The following is a 17,656-nucleotide window of genomic DNA, read 5'->3' on the forward strand; positions in this document are numbered from 1 at the left end:
TAATATAAGCGAAGGGAAGAATAGCATGTCACATTCAATCGAACAACTTTCTATCAACACGATTCGCACATTATCCATCGATGCGATTGAAAAAGCAAACTCTGGTCACCCAGGAATGCCAATGGGTGCAGCACCAATGGCTTATACATTATGGACTCAATTTATGAAACACAATCCAAATAACCCAACGTGGTTTAACCGTGATCGTTTCGTATTATCTGCAGGTCATGGTTCAATGTTATTATACAGCCTACTTCACCTATCTGGTTATGATGTAACAATGGATGACTTAAAGAACTTCCGTCAATGGGGAAGCAAAACTCCAGGACATCCTGAGTACGGTCATACAGCTGGTGTAGATGCAACGACTGGTCCACTTGGACAAGGTATTGCAACTGCTGTAGGTATGGCAATGGCTGAAAGGCATTTAGCTGCTAAATATAACCGTGATGCGTATAATGTAGTAGATCATTATACATACGCTATTTGTGGTGATGGAGATTTAATGGAAGGCGTTTCTGCTGAAGCATCTTCATTAGCTGCTCATTTACAATTAGGTCGCCTTGTTGTGCTTTATGATTCAAACGATATTTCATTAGATGGCGATTTAAATCGTTCATTCTCTGAAAGTGTAGAAGATCGTTACAAAGCATACGGATGGCAAGTAATCCGTGTTGAGGATGGAAACGATATTGAAGCAATTGCGAAAGCAATTGAAGAAGCGAAAGCTGACGAAAAACGCCCAACGCTAATTGAAGTAAGAACGACAATTGGTTTCGGTTCTCCAAACAAATCAGGAAAATCAGCTTCACATGGTTCTCCACTTGGTGTAGAAGAAACAAAATTAACGAAAGAAGCATATGCTTGGACTGCTGCGCAAGATTTCCACGTAGCAGAAGAGGTGTACGACAACTTCCGTAAAGCAGTACAAGATGTTGGTGAAACTACGCAAGCAGAGTGGAACACTATGCTAGGTGAATATGCACAAGCATACCCAGAATTAGCAAACGAATTCCAAGCAGCAATGAACGGTCAACTTCCAGAAGGTTGGGAGCAAAACTTACCAACTTATGAATTAGGATCAAAAGCAGCAACTCGTAATTCTTCTGGTGCTGTAATTAATGCAATTGCAGAATCTGTACCATCATTCTTCGGTGGATCTGCTGACCTTGCTGGTTCTAACAAAACATACATGAATAACGAAAAAGACTTTACAAGAGACGATTACAGCGGTAAAAACATTTGGTACGGTGTACGTGAGTTCGCAATGGGTGCAGCAATGAACGGTATTGCACTACATGGCGGTTTAAAAACTTACGGTGGTACGTTCTTCGTATTCTCTGATTACTTACGTCCAGCAATTCGCCTTGCAGCATTAATGCAATTGCCAGTAACGTATGTATTCACACATGACAGTATCGCTGTTGGTGAAGATGGTCCAACACATGAACCAGTCGAGCAATTAGCAGCGCTTCGTGCAATGCCGAACGTTTCTGTTATCCGTCCAGCTGATGGTAACGAATCTGTTGCAGCTTGGAGACTGGCTTTAGAATCTACAAACAAACCAACTGCTTTAGTATTAACTCGTCAAGACCTTCCAACATTAGAAGGTGCAAAAGATGATACCTATGAAAAAGTAGCAAAAGGTGCATATGTAGTTTCTGCAAGCAAGAAAGAAACGGCTGATGTTATCTTACTTGCAACTGGATCTGAAGTAAGCCTAGCTGTTGAAGCTCAAAAAGCATTAGCAACAGACGGCGTTGACGCAGCTGTTGTCAGCATGCCATCTATGGATCGTTTTGAAGCTCAAACTGCAGAGTACAAAGAATCTGTATTACCAAAAGCAGTAACAAAACGTTTCGCAATTGAAATGGGTGCTACATTCGGATGGCACCGTTACGTAGGTCTTGAAGGAGATGTGTTAGGTATCGATACATTCGGTGCTTCTGCTCCTGGTGAGAAGATTATGGAAGAGTATGGATTTACTGTAGAGAACGTTGTTCGTAAAGTAAAAGAAATGCTTTAATGATTTCAGAAAAATCTCTCCGGCATGGAGAGATTTTTCTATGTAAATGAGTTTTTTCGACAGAAAAAGTTTTTTATCTCTCCACAGTCAGACAATCATTGCAAATTTTCTTATATATAATGAAGAGAAAAGGTTGTCCAGATTGGGAGGGGAAAAATGAAAACGTATGAATTGTATTTAATTCAAGAGGATATTGCGAAATCTTATTTTGGTCGTGAATATTTGTTTTTTGATTTATTTGCTCGATTTTCAGAATCTGGGTCCCTTTCGGAGAAAAAAGTGTTATATAAACAAATGATGTATATAACGAAACCATTGCAAGTAATGAAAATTCATCATAAATTAGAACAAGCTTTGCGCGTTCTTGGTAAATATGATAGAACACATCATACACATACACTTTATACGGGAGCGGAGTACGGTGAAATAATGGTGAAACCGCACTATATTCGTATGAATACCTCTGGAAATGTCTCTATGGAAACGACTTTCTTTGAGGTGTTAAGAAAGTGTGAATTAACATTTTTAGCTATGGATTATGAAAATACAAAGTACGGATGGCTGAATCCTCTAAAACAAGTACGAACATATGTGTAAAAAATGTCGAATTGTATCTTGTCTTATTGAAAAGGTTTTAGTACACTGTAAGGTAGACAACATGAAGGAGGAAAATATATGCCAATTTGGTTAGGTATTCTAGTGGGCGTAGTAGCACTAGTAGCAGGCGTGGCGTTAGGATTTTTCATTGCCCGCAAATACATGATGAATTACTTACAAAAAAATCCACCAATTAACGAACAAATGTTAAAAATGATGATGATGCAAATGGGACAAAAACCTTCCCAAAAGAAAATCAATCAAATGATGAGCGCGATGAACAAGCAACAAATGAAATAAGCGCTAAAAGACACTCACTAAGAGTGTCTTTCTTTTTGTTAGTTACAGTTTTTGAAACTTTTAAAAATTCTGTATTTTTGGTAAACTGAAAACATCGCTCATTTTAAGGGAGGAGGAAAAAAATGAAAGTGTTTATGAATTTAGCGTGGTTTTTCAAACAAGAAAAACGAGCGTACATAACCGGAATTATTTTATTATTTGGCGTTGCACTTTTAGAACTTGTAGCACCAAAAGTAATTGGAATCGTTGTAGATGAAATTAATGATGGAACATTGACGACCAATAAGTTACTAAATTGGGTTGTACTATTAGTAATTGTAGGTATTACGATGTACATATTACGTTACATATGGCGTATTATGATTTTCGGGTCTTCGTTAAAATTAGCTCGCCAATTACGAAAAAATTTATATGAACATTTTACAAAGATGAGTCCATCTTTCTATCATTCAAATCGAACAGGTGATTTAATGGCACATGCGACCAATGATATTCAAGCGATCCAGCAAACTGCTGGAGCGGGTGTTTTAACGCTTGTTGATTCATTAGCTGTTGGGGGATGTGTACTCGTAGCGATGGGTTTTACAATTAGTTGGAAGTTAACATTGTTAAGTTTAATTCCGATGCCGATTGTAGCCATTTCGACAAATTATTATGGAACGTTATTACATAAAAGGTTTCATAAAGCACAGCAATCGTTTTCGGAAATTAATGATAAAGTGCAAGAGAGTATGAGTGGAATGAAAGTGATTCGATCGCTTGGACAAGAGAAAGAAGATTTGCAGGCGTTTCGAAAAAAATCAGAAGATGTTGTGCATAAAAATGTGTTAGTTGCACGTATTGATTCGTTATTTGATCCGACAATCGCTCTTATCGTTGGATTTTCTTTTTTAATTGCAGTATGTTACGGATCGGTATTAGTTGTAAGAGGTGAATTAACAGTAGGTGATCTCGTTACATTTACGACATATTTAGGTACCCTCGTTTGGCCAATGTTAGCGTTTGGATGGTTGTTCAATATTATGGAGCGTGGGCGTGCTTCATATGACCGTGTAGAAAAAATTCTTTCACAAAAATCAGATGTAGTAAATAGAGAAGATGCTGTACATACGATAGCGAGCGGTAATGTTTCGTTTGCCGTTGATTCATTTTCGTATAAGAAAAATGAACTGTTACATTTAAACGATATTCACTTTGATTTGAAGAAGGGCGAAACGCTAGGAGTTGTAGGACGTACAGGTGCAGGGAAAACGACTTTATTAAAATGTTTAATCCGTGAGTATGATCATTTTAATGGTGAATTAAAAGTTGGGGGGCGAGATATTCGAGATTTAACACTTCATGGTGTCCGTTCTGCTATTTCATATGTGCCACAAGATCATTTTTTATTTTCAGCAAGTATTGGTGAGAATATTGCTTTTGGAAAGGCGGATGCTACATATAATGAAATTACCCAAGCTGCAGATATTGCTTGTATTCATAATGATATCCTCCAATTTTCAGAAGGATATGAAACAGTAGTAGGGGAAAGAGGCGTTTCGTTATCTGGTGGTCAAAAACAGCGAATCTCTATTGCTCGTGCTTTATTAACAAATGCTGAAATTTTAATTTTGGATGATTGTTTATCAGCGGTAGATGCAAAAACAGAAGAGACAATTTTAAGTGCCTTAAAGAGGGAAAGAGCAGGGAAAACGACGATTATTACTGCACACCGATTAAGTGCAATTCAGCATGCCAATCTTATTCTTGTTGTTGATGAAGGTAGAATTGTACAAAGAGGTACACATGAGGAATTAATGAAGGAAAACGGCTGGTATAAGGAAATGTATGAAAGCCAGCAATTAGAAGCTTTAGTCGAGAAAGGAGGCGTATGATGGTAGAGAAGAAGCGAAGTGATTTAAGTAGATTGCTTTCTTATATGAAGCCATATAAAGGGTTGCTATCTTTAGCATTTATCTTTTTAGTTGGTGCGACAGTAACGGAAATGATGGGGCCTTTTTTAATTAAACAATTCCTCGATGAACACCTAGTACCGCGGGATTTTGAACGATCAGCGCTCGTTACTTTATTTGTAATTTACATAGTTGCTCATTTATTAAAAGTATTATTTACGTATTTAAATCTATTGTACTTTCAGAACATTGCTTTTAAGATTGTTCAAGATATGCGAGTTGAAGTATATGAACATGTTCAAAAACTGTCATTAAGTTTCTTTGACCGTACGCCAATTGGTACGCTCGTATCGCGCATAACGAATGATACGGAAGCGATTAAAGATTTTTATGTGAGTGTATTATCAACATTTGTGAAAAATGTAGTCTTTTTAGTAGGTATTTTAATAGCGATGTTTTTATTAGATGTAAAATTAGCGTTATTTTCTCTCGTATTAATTCCGATAATGTTTGCGATTATGGTATTATATCGCCGGAAAAGTGCAGCTTTTTATTTAGAAGTACGTAATCAACTAAGCGTGTTAAATGCAAAGTTGAACGAGTCCATACAAGGAATGAATATTGTTCAAGTGTTCAGACAAGAAAAACGTATGAGAAAAGAGTTTGAAGAAGTGAATAATAAACATTATAGTGCAGGACGACGTACGTTGAAGTTAGACGCATTACTTTTACGACCAGCTACAGATTTAGTACATATTGTAGCTATTGCGTTAGTACTAGGTTTATTTGGGATTGATGCTTTAAAGAGCCCTGTTGAAGTAGGAGTTTTATATGCTTTTGTTAACTATATACATCGTTTCTTCCAACCTGTAAATGAGATGATGATGAAATTGTCCTTTTTCCAACAGGCACTTGTTTCATCATCACGTGTATTTCATTTAATGGATGAAAAAGATTTAGCACCAGTTCAAAAAGGAAATGAGAATCCTCAAGTAGTGGATGGAGAGATTGAATTTAAAAATGTTACTTTTTCGTATGATGGAAAGCGTGACGTTTTAAAAAATGTATCATTTCACGTGAAACAAGGGCAAACGGTTGCTTTTGTTGGGCATACTGGTAGCGGAAAAAGTACGATTATGAATTTGTTAATGCGATTTTATAATATTAAGTCTGGAAATATTGTAATAGACGGTGTAGGTTTAGAAAAATTTGAAGAACGAGAAATTAGAAAGAAAATAGGACTCGTATTGCAAGATGCATTTTTATTTGCTGGAAATGTAAAGCAAAATATTCGTATGTATAATGAAGAAATTACGGATGAAGAAGTAAAAGAAGCTGCTCGATTTGTTCAAGCGAATACGTTTATTGAAAAGTTACCAAATCAGTATGAAACAGAAGTAGTAGAAAGAGGAGCAGCATTTTCAAGCGGTCAACGGCAATTAATTGCTTTTGCTAGAACGATTGCAACGAATCCGAAAGTATTAGTATTAGATGAAGCAACAGCTAATATCGATACAGAAACAGAAGAGGCTATTCAAACAGCGTTGCAACAAATGCGAAAAGGTAGAACGACGATAGCTATTGCGCATAGGTTATCTACAATTCAAGATGCAGATCAAATTTTTGTGATGCATGATGGAGAGATAGTAGAAAGAGGAACACATCAAGAATTACTGAGTGAGCAAGGTTTGTATTATAATATGTACTTGTTACAAAATAAAGGGAGTTTGCAAAAGGCCTTGTAAATACAAGGTCTTTTATATTTTGTATACAAAATATATTTACTCTTTGTTTCTGTAGCATAAATGTCGTGTCCTCTTATGAAACTTGTACATATTGTATGTATACGAAGTAAAAAAATTGATAGGAGATTTTATATGCAAAACAGATCAAGTTCAAATGTTACGTTTATTGATGTGTCTCATTGGGAAGGGAATATTGATTGGAATGCAGTGAAGGCATCTGGAATTCCAGCAGCGTATGCAAAAGCGACAGAAGGTGTAAATTACATTGATCCTACTTTTACTAAAAATGTACAAGCAGCCCGAAATGCGAATGTATTAATTGGTGCATACCATTTTGCACGCCCAGAACAAAATGATGCAATTTCAGAGGCGAAATATTTTGTGAGTATATTACAAAATAACCAGACAGACTTAATGCCAGTTCTGGATTTAGAATCACCAAAAGATCCGAGTGATAGTAATTTAACTGGTAGCGCTATATCCAATTGGGCAAGGAGCTTCATAAATTATGTGAAACAGGCTACTGGAAAAGATGTAATGTTATATACAGGAGTTTGGTATATTAACGAGTTCGGAATTAGCGGATTAAGCGATATTCCGCTTTGGATTGCTAGATACTCGAGTACACCTCCTGCTGATGCTGGTGGATGGACAGCGTGGACAGCATGGCAGTACACAGATTCTGGACAAATTTCAGGTGTAGGAAATTGTGATGTATCAGCTGCAGTTTCATTAGAAGCTTTACAAGGGAATGGATCAAGTGGTGGAGGTAATGTTTCTTCGCCTAATAATGCAACTCCAGTGTACGGAGTTGCTATAATTAATGGAGATAATGTGAATTTGAGAAGTGGACCATCTTTGCAGTCTAGTGTAATTCGCCAATTGAATCGTGGCGAAACATATGAAGTTTGGGGAGAACAAGATGGATGGCTTTGTTTAGGGACAAATCAGTGGGTATATAATGATCCGAGTTATATTCAGTATAAACATTATGTGGCGACTATTACTGGTGATAATGTAAATTTGCGTGATGCTCCATCATTAAAAGGAAATGTTATAAGACAGTTACATCATGGTGAATCGTATCGAGTATGGAGTAAGCAAGATGGATGGCTTTGCTTAGGGACAAATCAATGGGTATACTACGATCCAAGTTATATTCAGTATGGTGTACAATAGAGTGAAAATAAAAGGTGCCCCGTCAGAGGTGCCTTTTATTAAAAATATACAACTTTTACAAAGTCTATATCGAAACCATAGTATACTATAGTAGATATATTTATAAAAAATAATCGAAAATGAAATAAAGGGGTAAAAATATGAATTATGTGCTAATAGGTGCGGTTTTAATATTATTAGCTGTAGTATTTGTGCTGTTTTATAAAAATAAACAGTTAGAATCAGAGAGTCAGCAAGTAGAATTTGAAAAGAAACAAGCTATTGAAACGTATAAAAATGAAATTGCAGCTACGGTGATAGAGCATACAGAACAACAAAATAATTTAAAAAATATGGAACAGAAAAAATACAATGATTTACAAGTAAGTGCAAATAGAGAAATTGAAAATATGCGTATGATGAAAAATCAATTAGCTATGCAGCATAGTAAAGAACGTAGTGAAATGCAAAATAAACATAATAATGAAATACATATGTTTCAAAAATTAATTGCAAATTTACGAGAATATACTAAAAACGGCGCTGAAATGAATACGTACGAGACATTACATTATATGAAACGGGGATTTATAGAGCAAGGCATCATATTAGATGCTGAATTTCAAATCATGCCGAATGTTTTTATTAAAAATAATAGTGAAATAAATGATAATCGAATCCATCATCTCATCTTGTGCAAAACTGGTATTTATCTACTTGAGACGAAAGAATGGGGAGAGAAATTAATTCATGGTTTAACGAAAGAAAATGCTGGTATATATTCATTTATGATTGATGAAATGGGTAAGTATCAACAAGAAGTTGAAAAAGAAGAGACATTTGAATATATAGTAGGTAAAGATTCGTCAACTATACAAGTGAAAAATGAAGGGAATCCAGTATATAAGGCGAAGAAACTATCTCAAATTTTATACAGTTGTTTGAAAGAAATGCAGGCTAATAGTATAAAAGAAAAGGTAAAACCAGTTGTATATTTTTATAATAAAAATGGAAAAGCAATAGTAGACCTTTCTAGTGAGGAAACACCTAGATTAAAAGATCGGGAGCAAATTGTAACGTTCTTCAGAAATGAAATCTTAGCAGGGAAAGTAGTATATACAGTGCAAGAATTAGAACAGATTCGAGAAATGATTAGCCGGATGAATTATATAGTGAGTTAAAAGGAGAGATCTTTCTGAACGCTATGCTACGTGGCATTTTGTATGTCTATTTTTGTTTGTATATAGTAATGTACATTGTATTTATATTCGTCATTGATATGGTCCATATACGCTTAAGTGTAAGGAGCATTTTTGGAGTATTTATACCATTTGTTTTATTAGTCATGATTCAAAGGGCTATTTTATATGTTTCTAAAAATCGTAATGAAGAAAAGAAGCAAATGTTGGGGGTTTTAATAGTAGCACTCATACCATTAATAGTGTGCACTGTACAACTAAGTGTAAATGAATATACATCAAAGTTTAATCAAAATAGATGGTTAAATCATGCAGATAAGCGGGTACATATGGTAGATGATCTATTACAAAAATATAAATTAATAGGGAAATCAAATGAAAAAATTACACAATTGTTAGGAGCTCCAACGGAAACGAGAAGTGGGGAAGAAGGGGTTATCACTTTGTATTATCTTGGGACTGAACGTGGCTTTATTCCAATAGATAGCGAACAGCTTGTTTTACAATTTGATAGAGATGGTAAAGTCATGGAATATACGGTGCATAAAGATTAAAGAAACGTAGAGGGAAGCTATATGTTATAGCTTCTTTTTTATTTTTCAATATGTCACGGAAGGTGGAGAAGGTTTTTGAATGGAATAAGGAATGAAAGCGGAGGTGATGCATATATATAGATGCATTGGGTGATTATTCGCCCGATTGGTGAGGGTTAATAATCAATAAGTACGGACAAAAACCCCACTGATTAAAGTTTCACTTTATCATATTGTATAAATGAAAAGGAGGTAAGACGGTGAAAGCAATCCCGACTGATGTCCTGAGTAAAGAATTGATGGAAAGAGAAGGAGTTATCTCTATTACAGTAAAGGAATTTGAAAAGATAGAAGTAGCTGGAGTGGTGGTCGCTGGTCCAGCAGTTATTTTGATCAATCAAGATTAAGTACATATCATTGAAATAAAAAGCATCCGTCTAGGATGCTTTTTATTTGTATGTAAGGATAAATATGATGGATAATTGTGTTACTGGAGGGAAAGTCTGTGGCAATTATTATAACAATGTTAGTAATGGGTATTTTATTAGGATTTGTTGGAGCTGGAGGAGCTGGGTTTATTATTGCGATACTCACTTTAGTATTCCAAATTCCTATTCATGTTGCTCTTGCAACATCTTTAACTGCAATGGCATTTACGACATTATCAGGTGTTGTAAGTCATTACCGTGAAGGCAATGTTGCACTTATTATAGGCGGGATTGTTGGGGGATTTGGCGCAATTGGCTCTTATATTGGTTCTAAATTTGGTTCACTTATACCAGCACATCTTCTTCATTGGTTTACAGCTGGGATGTTATTTTTATCGGCAATTTTTATGTTTATTAAATTAATTATGTTCCAAAACAAAGAACAGTCGTCTTTATATAAACATAAAGAGTTTTCCGTGAACTACTTGTTGAAATGTGTATGCCTTGGATTAGTTACTGGAATGATGGCTGGTTCATTTGGGATTGGTTCTGCACCGTTTATTCAACTTGGATTAATGGTTCTATTGGGACTTACGATTCAGCAATCTGTAGGGACAACAATGCTTGTTATATTACCGATTGCAATTGGAGGCGGGCTAGGATATAGTTCGGAAGGATATTTAGATTATATATTGTTATTGCAAGTATTGATTGGGACCATGTTAGGGGCATACATTGGCGCGAAGTTTACAAATTATGCACCGCGAACGCTTTTGAGGTTTTCGATGATTATGACACCGGTTTTAGCTGGATGTATGCTATTGATGGAATAAAGTGAAATTATAATCAGTAGGGGGTTACTACCTATAAATAGCGGGATAAAATTAATATAGCAAACTATTAATATATTTTACGAATGAATTATATAGGTAATTCATATTTCCCATATAAAAGGATTTGTTTTAATATTATGAGTGTAAAGTTCGAGTATTCGAAGTACTACTTGAATTATATCCCTATCCCTTTTCTAAAAATGCGAACAAGTTTTGCCCTATTCTATTCAATAGTTAATTGCATAGAAATATATTGTTCGATGACCATTATGGAACGTACATAATGGGAAAATCCCGATCCTTAAAGAGGATGCCCCTAATCTTCATGTGAAAATATGATCGGATATGAAAGCTGACCAATTTATGGTCAGCTTTCTTTTTGTTCGAAAATTATTTCTTCTTTAATCTCTGTTTGCAATAATACAGTTTTTCCGAAGCGACGTTTGCATTCCGCGCGCACTTTTTCAAGGGCTAGTAGCTGAGTAGTGGCGGGAACTGTGACAATAGCTTGGCGAGGTTTTCGATTTTCTTCACAAAAGACACATTCCACAACATAATTAGAAATCATATTTTCATCCTTCCAGTTTTAATTTCTAAGAAGGGATTGTCTATGAAGTTGATGTAACTTTTCGTCATTGTTTTATTATTTTCCTCTTTTTTTCCAGGGGAAAATAATAAAGAAGGCGAATTTTAGTAGGGGAGGGATGTTTATGGAGAGATGGATAGGTAGTGCAGCGGTATGTGTAAATGAAAAAAATGAAGTTTTAATGGTATTGCAGGGCAAAGAGGGAGAAGAAAAAAGGTGGTCTGTCCCAAGTGGAGGACTTGAAAAGGGAGAGACACTAGAAGAATGTTGTATCAGGGAAGTTTGGGAAGAAACAGGTTACAATGTGGAAGTTGTAAATAAAATATATGAAAAAGAGGGTATTACATACGGAATTCCAGTGTATGTCCATTATTATTTTGTTAAACAAATAGGCGGTAATATGAAAATCCAAGATCCTGATGAGTTAATACATGAAATTGCTTGGAAAGGGATATATGAAGTTGAACAATTGTGTTTAGCTTTTCCAGAGGATTATGAATTGCTGTGCCAATATATAAATAAAGAAGCAAGCATGTAAATACTTGCTTCTTTAATGTATCCAAGACAAGAAAAGCGGAACGATAACTAAACTAGCGCCTGCTGTTAAAAGCATGGATAAACTTGCAATTGTTCCTTCCACAGGACCGATTTCGAATGCTTTTGATGTACCGGTTCCGTTTGCGCTTGTTCCTAACATAATACCTTTTGCAATTGCTGTTTTAATACGGCAAATACGTATGAGAGAAGGGCCGAGCAATGCTCCTGTTAAGGCAGTTAAAACGACAAATACAGCAGTTAATTGTGACATACCACCAATCATTTCTGAAATAGCCATTGCGATTGGTGTTGTTACGATATGTGGCGCTAAACTATGTTCTAGTGATGAATCAATTTGAAAATAATTTGCTAGTAGTGCTGAAGTAATGACTGATAAAAACGAACCGACAATGACATTAAGTAAGATAGCCATTCCATGTTTCTTTAATAAATCAAAGTATTTATAGATTGGCCATGCAAAAGCAACTGTTGCGGGTTTTAATAATTCAGTTAACCAGTGACCACCAGATTCATATGTTTCATAAGGTGTATCTAATCCGAGCAATAAAGCAATTAAAATAATGGGACAGACGAGAAGAGGAGAAAGTAGACTCCAATTCCAGCGTTGATACATTTTTTTTGATAGCCAATATGTGAATAGTGTTAATAGTAAACAAAGAAATCCGATCATTGCGTTGATCCTTTCCGCTTTAGTAGCAATTCTGTTAAAAGTCCTGTAACTAAGGTAACGCAAAGAGTGCTAATCATAATAATTAAAATGAGATCGATTCCATATTGTGTTAGTGTATCTCTGTAACGTATGACAGCGACTGCAGAAGGGATGAAAAATAAAATAAGTTCTTTTAATAAAAAATCTGCTCCGTCCTGTATCCATTCTTTTTTAACTAGGTTAAATTTTAATGAAATTAATAATAAAAAAATACCGATTATACTTCCTGGAACTGGGAGGTGTGCCTGTTTTACAATCCATTCACCTGTCCAAGCGAAACAAAATAGTAATAAAATTTGTCCGCTTAACTTCCACCATTTCATACAGTAACCACCTCTTTCTTTTTTTACATAAAAATTGTAAAAAAGAATTAACAATTTCTACTATACGTTCATTCAAAATATTTGTCTAATATATAAATTATATGTTATTAATATATTAGACATATTAATCGAAAGTGAAAAGGGTGTCCAAAAATGGAATTACGGCATTTGCAATATTTTGTTGTTGTGGCAGAAGAGTTACACTTTGGACGGGCGGCTGCTCGTTTACAAATGACACAACCACCACTTAGTCAACAAATACAGCAATTAGAAAAAGAAATGGGAGTTACATTATTTTCAAGAACGAAAAGAAAGGTTGAACTAACAGAAGCAGGAGAAATGTTTTTAAAAGAAGTAAAAAAGGCGTTTGAACAAATTGAAAAAGCAGTAGAAGTTGCACAAAGTGCGCAAAGGGGAGAAGTAGGATCACTTTCAATTGGTTTTGTAGGTGCGGCGATATATGATATTTTACCATCAATTGTTAGGGAATATAGAAAGAAATTTCCGAGAGTGTCTGTTGCATTACATGAATTGTCAACACCAGATCAAGTTCATGCACTTCATGATAACCGTATCGATATTGGCTTTTTACGTCCACCAATTCCAACGCAATTATTAGAATTAGAGCCAATTCAAAGGTTATCATGCACCTTATGTTTACCAAAGGCACATCCACTTGCAGAGAAAGATGAAATACATATAGAAGATTTACGAGATGAGCCGTTTGTATTTATTACGAGACCAGTATGGCCAGCTTTGTATGATACAATTTTATCTCTTTGCAGAGAAGTTGGATTTAGTCCGCGTATTGTACAAGAAGCAACAGAGTATCAAACAGTTATGGGGCTTGTAGCAGCAGGAATTGGAATTACAGTAATACCGGTGTCGGCAAATAAGTTATATAAAACAGAAGTTGTATATAAAGAGTTATATGATTCTAATTTTGTTGCAGAAATGTCAGTGGCTTACAAAAAAATGAATAGTAATCCAGAGCTGCTAGAGTTTTTAAAAATTGCAAGAGAGAAGAAAAGAATAGAAGTAGAAGACGAGTAATAGTAGTAACAGAAAATGGATTTAATTCAGATCCATAAAAGTACACCTTATTAAACAATAAAGCGGAAATGCAACTTAAGTTGCATCTCCGCTTTATTGTTCTTTTTTTAGCTCGATACTAAATAGATAAACGTGTTCATTTTCTTTTAAGAGTAGATCAATACCTGTTTCTTCATCAATGGTAGGAATGCTTACAGTTTCTTTACTGGTTTGGATTACAGCAGCTAAAACTGTTTTTTGATTGTATTTTAAATTTTTTATGAATTGGATTGTAGTAGTTGCAGAGCTATTTACGCTTGGTGGCGCTTCTTCAGGAACAAGTGTTGAACCACCATTAATATTAATATACCATTGCCCTTTTTCTTGTACATCTTCATTAGAGTGGGGGTATGGCGATATGAAAGAGAGTTTTATTTTCTTGTCTAGAAAATGTGAGGTAGCAATGTAAGCAATTTCTTTTGTTTTTTTACCATTGTTATAATAATCAATTGTAGCATTTATTTCATCTTTATCATTTTTAAGCGTAATGTTATAAAACATGCTATTTCCTTCTTGAAAAGGAGTCATTTGTAAAATAGAAGCTTGCTCTTTTGTTAATTTGTATGGCTCAACAATGGCAACTTCATTGTTTTTTAGTTGGCTACAACTTGTGAGTAATAATAAAGACAAGATTGATAGTAATTTTATACGCATGCAATCTCCTCCTTTTTACAATTATATTCTAAATGTGATTTTTTTATCATTTCGTTTTCTAGGACTAAAGACTTAGAAGAAATTCCGATTGTAGTGCGATGTTTAAAATGTCATATTTTTATACACTAGTAGTATAGAATGCGTATGTAATAAGGTAGGGGAAGAATTTTATGTCTTTATGTCGGTTAGCGAGAAAAAATATTAGAACATTTGCTACCAAAAGGATGAAGCAATTTATTTGGATTGCTATGAGTACTATGATTTTGTTTTTTATGATATCGTTACAATTTAATGAAGGAGCCATTTGGAAAGTAGGGGATACATTTGTATTTCAAATGTATTTTTACACACTGTTTATTGTACTAATTTTCATATGTATTTTTACTACATATAAAATGATGTCCTCCCTTTTGCTAGTGAGGAGAGAGGAGTTTACATCTTATGTAGCAGAAAATATGAAAAGAAAAGAAGTACTATGTTTATTATGTCAGGAGCAATTATTCATTTATGGAGCAGCATTTGTTTTCGGATTAATTAATGGGATGCTATTTTTGAAATTATTCACGGTTATCTTTATGAAAATCGCAGGGATACAAGGAGTAAATAGTGCGCCAATTACAATATATGCAGTTGTAATTATTAGTATAATTATGATGACTGTCGTTTTAATAACGATGATGCAATGTTATCGATTTGTTCGAAGTTTAAAAGATGAAAATTCGTTGCGATTAAAAGAAAGGGCATGAGAAATCATGCTTTTTTCTATTTTACACATAAAAATAATCATGTTACAGTGAAAAGACCTGACAAAGAATGGGAAGGAAAGGTTGTATAGAATGACAAATGAACAATCAATTGTAAAAGTCGATCGGTTAACGAAGCGAATTGGCTCAAAGACACTTGTACAAAATATTAGTTTTGAAGTGAAAAAAGGCGAGGTTGTCGGTTTACTCGGACCAAACGGTGCTGGAAAAACGACTTTAATGAGAATGATGGTTGGTATGATCCGTATGACAGAAGGTGAAGTATGGATTGATGGTCAATCTGTGAAACAGCAATTTGAAAAAACCGCTGCGAAAATTGGGGCGGTAATTGAGACACCCGAATTTTATCCTTTTTTGAGCGGGTATGAAAATTTAACATATTTCGGACGAATGAATGGTAATGTGACCGAAGAACGTATCGATGAAGTAGTGAAATTGTTAGGAATGGGACAAGTAATTAATCGTAAAGTAAAAGCATATTCACTTGGCATGAGACAACGTTTAGGAATCGCTCAGGCGCTTATTCACGATCCGGATGTGTTGGTACTAGATGAACCGACGAATGGATTAGACCCTAGTGGAATACATGAAATGAGAATGTACATAAAAAAAATTGCACATGAACAAGGAAAAGCTGTACTTGTATCGAGTCACTTACTTTCAGAAGTTGAATTAATGTGTGACAGAGTTATCATTATTCAGCACGGGGAATATGTGGCTACGCAAAACATTCAGCATAGTCAAAGTGAAGAGATGGAGACAATCCGTATACGTGTAGATGATGCGAATAAAGCAGCGGAAATGTTAGGGCATGATGTTTTAGTAAAAGATAATGAATTAATTATTCACGTAAAAGATGAAGAAATCCCAAATGTTATTCGTACATTGCTTGAGAAAAACATTCAAGTGTATCGTGTATATGAAGAAAGAAAAACGTTAGAAGAGCAATTTTTAGAATTAACAGGGGGAAAAGATATTGTTTAATTTAGTATATAACGAACTGTATAAAATATTTAAGCGGAAGCGAACGATTATTCCATTTGCAGTTATTGCAGTATTAATAATCGGATTAGGATGGGTTACGGTAAAGTATTTTGAACCGGAAACAAAAGGATGGAAAGTAGATTATACAGAACGTACTGTAGAAATTGAGAAAAAGCTTGGCATGAAAAAAGAAGCTATTTTAGCAGAAAAATCAGGGGATGAGCTTGTAAAAGAATACCAGCTTAAAATGAAGCATTTAGATACGGATACAGCACCGGCAAGCAGTTCTCCATTTTCTTTCATGAGAGATACAGGTTTTATCGTATTTCCAATTTTGCTCCCATTTATCCTCGTGTATGCAAGTACAATTTTTGCGAATGAATATAGCTGGGGAACATATAAATTTTTAACAATCCGTCCGGCGAGTCGATTTAAAATTTTAACAGCAAAGTTTTTAGCAATCGTTATATTTGCAGCTTTATTATTTATATTTAATATGATTTTCTCCGCTTTATGTGGACTTGTTATTTATAAATTCCAACAGCCTGCATGGAGTGAGTTTATTTTCCAAGATGGAAATATTATAAAACAAAATATTTTTGTAGAAGCAAGTAAATATTATGTTTTATCGTGGTTACCAACGGTTGTGTACGCATCGTTTGCATTTATGATTTCTGTGTTAACGAGATCTAGTGGAGGTGCAATTGGTATTTCGCTATTCCTTGCTTTATCAGGCAATATTGCTTTATTAGCAGCCACTAGATATAACTGGGCGAAATATTTATTGCCAGCAAACACAGATTTATATAGTATTTCAAAGAATGGAAGTTTTATTGATGGAGTAACATTCCCATTTGCATCATGTATGTTACTACTTTATTTGTTCGTATTTTTATGTATTTCATATACTGTGTTTTTAAAACGCGATTTAACTTAATTAGAAAAGCCGTTCAGGGTGAAGTGAACCCCGAAAGTTAGACAGGTCGTTTCATTAGGCAGGCTCTAGGGTATGAGCCCGGTATTGTACTGGGCTCATACCCTTTAATTTTGCCTTAATTCTTTTATGATTATAGTATTCTATATACTTTGCTAATTCTTGTTTGAAATGTGTTATACTTTCAAATTCTTTTCGATACAGAAATTCCGATTTCATGATACCGAAGAAATTTTCAATAACGGCATTGTCATAACAGTTTCCTTTGCGAGACATACTTTGAGTTATGCCACAATTCTTAAGAGAATGACGGTATTGTTTCATTTGATAGTGCCAACCTT

The 17,656-nt window shown here is 34.8% G+C and carries 20 protein-coding genes; 15 read left to right on the plus strand and 5 right to left on the minus strand.

Features of this window, described 5'->3' with window-relative positions; translation table 11 throughout:
* The first annotated feature begins 25 nt into the window (after positions 1-25).
* The 10 genes from tkt to C4S65_RS30365 all read left to right on the plus strand — a co-directional run bounded on the left by tkt (position 26) and on the right by C4S65_RS30365 (position 10,711).
* Positions 26-2,026 (plus strand): transketolase, encoded by a 2,001-nt coding sequence (gene tkt, locus C4S65_RS30320; protein WP_000019765.1) that lies wholly within the window; start codon positions 26-28, stop codon positions 2,024-2,026.
* Between the two features lie 156 nt (positions 2,027-2,182).
* A complete protein-coding gene (sirA, locus tag C4S65_RS30325) occupies positions 2,183-2,623 on the plus strand; it encodes a sporulation inhibitor of replication protein SirA (protein ID WP_000860652.1) in 441 nt (146 codons plus the stop codon).
* A gap of 78 nt (positions 2,624-2,701) precedes the next feature.
* The gene (locus tag C4S65_RS30330; RefSeq protein ID WP_001123317.1) at positions 2,702-2,923 is read left to right on the plus strand and encodes a YneF family protein; all 222 of its coding nucleotides are present in this window, start codon (positions 2,702-2,704) and stop codon (positions 2,921-2,923) included.
* Positions 2,924-3,045: 122 nt separating this feature from the next.
* Positions 3,046-4,797, plus strand: a complete 1,752-nt coding sequence (locus C4S65_RS30335; RefSeq protein WP_097821043.1) for an ABC transporter transmembrane domain-containing protein — start codon at positions 3,046-3,048, stop codon at positions 4,795-4,797.
* Positions 4,797-6,560, plus strand: a complete 1,764-nt coding sequence (locus C4S65_RS30340; protein WP_097821042.1) for an ABC transporter ATP-binding protein — start codon at positions 4,797-4,799, stop codon at positions 6,558-6,560. The genes C4S65_RS30335 and C4S65_RS30340 overlap by 1 nt, the downstream gene beginning before the upstream one ends.
* A gap of 132 nt (positions 6,561-6,692) precedes the next feature.
* Positions 6,693-7,739: a GH25 family lysozyme gene (locus C4S65_RS30345; RefSeq protein ID WP_001181395.1), complete on the plus strand. Its 1,047-nt coding sequence runs from the start codon at positions 6,693-6,695 to the stop codon at positions 7,737-7,739.
* Between the two features lie 140 nt (positions 7,740-7,879).
* The gene (locus C4S65_RS30350; protein ID WP_001110281.1) at positions 7,880-8,899 is read left to right on the plus strand and encodes an NERD domain-containing protein; all 1,020 of its coding nucleotides are present in this window, start codon (positions 7,880-7,882) and stop codon (positions 8,897-8,899) included.
* 23 nt (positions 8,900-8,922) lie between these two features.
* A complete protein-coding gene (locus tag C4S65_RS30355) occupies positions 8,923-9,471 on the plus strand; it encodes a hypothetical protein (protein WP_103945767.1) in 549 nt (182 codons plus the stop codon).
* Positions 9,472-9,710: 239 nt separating this feature from the next.
* On the plus strand, positions 9,711-9,857 hold the full coding sequence (locus tag C4S65_RS30360; protein WP_000644411.1) for a BC1881 family protein: 147 nt from the start codon (positions 9,711-9,713) through the stop codon (positions 9,855-9,857).
* A 98-nt stretch (positions 9,858-9,955) separates the two neighbouring features.
* Entirely contained in the window at positions 9,956-10,711 is a 756-nt protein-coding gene (locus tag C4S65_RS30365) for a TSUP family transporter (protein ID WP_000974668.1), read from the plus strand.
* Positions 10,712-11,078: 367 nt separating this feature from the next.
* On the opposite strand, the gene C4S65_RS30370 is transcribed toward C4S65_RS30365, so the two are convergent.
* Positions 11,079-11,279, minus strand: coding sequence for a DUF3903 domain-containing protein (locus C4S65_RS30370; protein WP_000625226.1), 201 nt, complete (start codon positions 11,277-11,279; stop codon positions 11,079-11,081).
* 142 nt (positions 11,280-11,421) lie between these two features.
* Here C4S65_RS30370 and C4S65_RS30375 point away from each other — a divergent pair, with 142 nt between their 5' ends.
* Positions 11,422-11,835: an NUDIX hydrolase gene (locus C4S65_RS30375; RefSeq protein ID WP_000442974.1), complete on the plus strand. Its 414-nt coding sequence runs from the start codon at positions 11,422-11,424 to the stop codon at positions 11,833-11,835.
* A 12-nt stretch (positions 11,836-11,847) separates the two neighbouring features.
* Here C4S65_RS30375 and C4S65_RS30380 read toward each other — a convergent pair whose 3' ends face one another.
* Together C4S65_RS30380 and C4S65_RS30385 are read right to left on the minus strand one after the other, a co-directional pair.
* On the minus strand, positions 11,848-12,525 hold the full coding sequence (locus C4S65_RS30380) for an LrgB family protein (protein ID WP_000578965.1): 678 nt from the start codon (positions 12,523-12,525) through the stop codon (positions 11,848-11,850).
* Entirely contained in the window at positions 12,522-12,887 is a 366-nt protein-coding gene (locus C4S65_RS30385) for a CidA/LrgA family holin-like protein (protein WP_000872375.1), read from the minus strand. Before C4S65_RS30385 ends, C4S65_RS30380 begins: the two co-directional genes overlap by 4 nt.
* A gap of 153 nt (positions 12,888-13,040) precedes the next feature.
* Here C4S65_RS30385 and alsR point away from each other — a divergent pair, with 153 nt between their 5' ends.
* Positions 13,041-13,940 carry an acetoin biosynthesis transcriptional regulator AlsR gene (gene alsR, locus C4S65_RS30390; RefSeq protein WP_000423234.1) on the plus strand — a complete coding sequence of 300 codons (900 nt, stop codon included), beginning with the start codon at positions 13,041-13,043 and terminating at the stop codon, positions 13,938-13,940.
* Between the two features lie 93 nt (positions 13,941-14,033).
* Here alsR and C4S65_RS30395 read toward each other — a convergent pair whose 3' ends face one another.
* Complete coding sequence (locus C4S65_RS30395; protein WP_086407559.1) at positions 14,034-14,633, minus strand: histidine kinase; 600 nt, start codon at positions 14,631-14,633, stop codon at positions 14,034-14,036.
* A 170-nt stretch (positions 14,634-14,803) separates the two neighbouring features.
* Between C4S65_RS30395 and C4S65_RS30400 the strand changes: the two genes are divergently transcribed.
* The 3 genes from C4S65_RS30400 to C4S65_RS30410 all read left to right on the plus strand — a co-directional run bounded on the left by C4S65_RS30400 (position 14,804) and on the right by C4S65_RS30410 (position 17,318).
* On the plus strand, positions 14,804-15,379 hold the full coding sequence (locus tag C4S65_RS30400; RefSeq protein WP_000050613.1) for an FtsX-like permease family protein: 576 nt from the start codon (positions 14,804-14,806) through the stop codon (positions 15,377-15,379).
* A gap of 90 nt (positions 15,380-15,469) precedes the next feature.
* Positions 15,470-16,381: an ABC transporter ATP-binding protein gene (locus C4S65_RS30405; RefSeq protein WP_000180625.1), complete on the plus strand. Its 912-nt coding sequence runs from the start codon at positions 15,470-15,472 to the stop codon at positions 16,379-16,381.
* Positions 16,374-17,318 (plus strand): ABC transporter permease subunit, encoded by a 945-nt coding sequence (locus C4S65_RS30410; protein ID WP_000482756.1) that lies wholly within the window; start codon positions 16,374-16,376, stop codon positions 17,316-17,318. Before C4S65_RS30405 ends, C4S65_RS30410 begins: the two co-directional genes overlap by 8 nt.
* Before the next feature lie 54 nt (positions 17,319-17,372).
* Here C4S65_RS30410 and C4S65_RS30415 read toward each other — a convergent pair.
* On the minus strand, positions 17,373-17,656 hold a 284-nt coding region (locus tag C4S65_RS30415; protein WP_142391537.1), incomplete at its 5' end, for an IS3 family transposase.

It is taken from the genome of Bacillus sp. ok061, from assembly GCF_900108285.1.
GTDB classification, from domain to species: domain Bacteria; phylum Bacillota; class Bacilli; order Bacillales; family Bacillaceae_G; genus Bacillus_A; species Bacillus_A thuringiensis_S.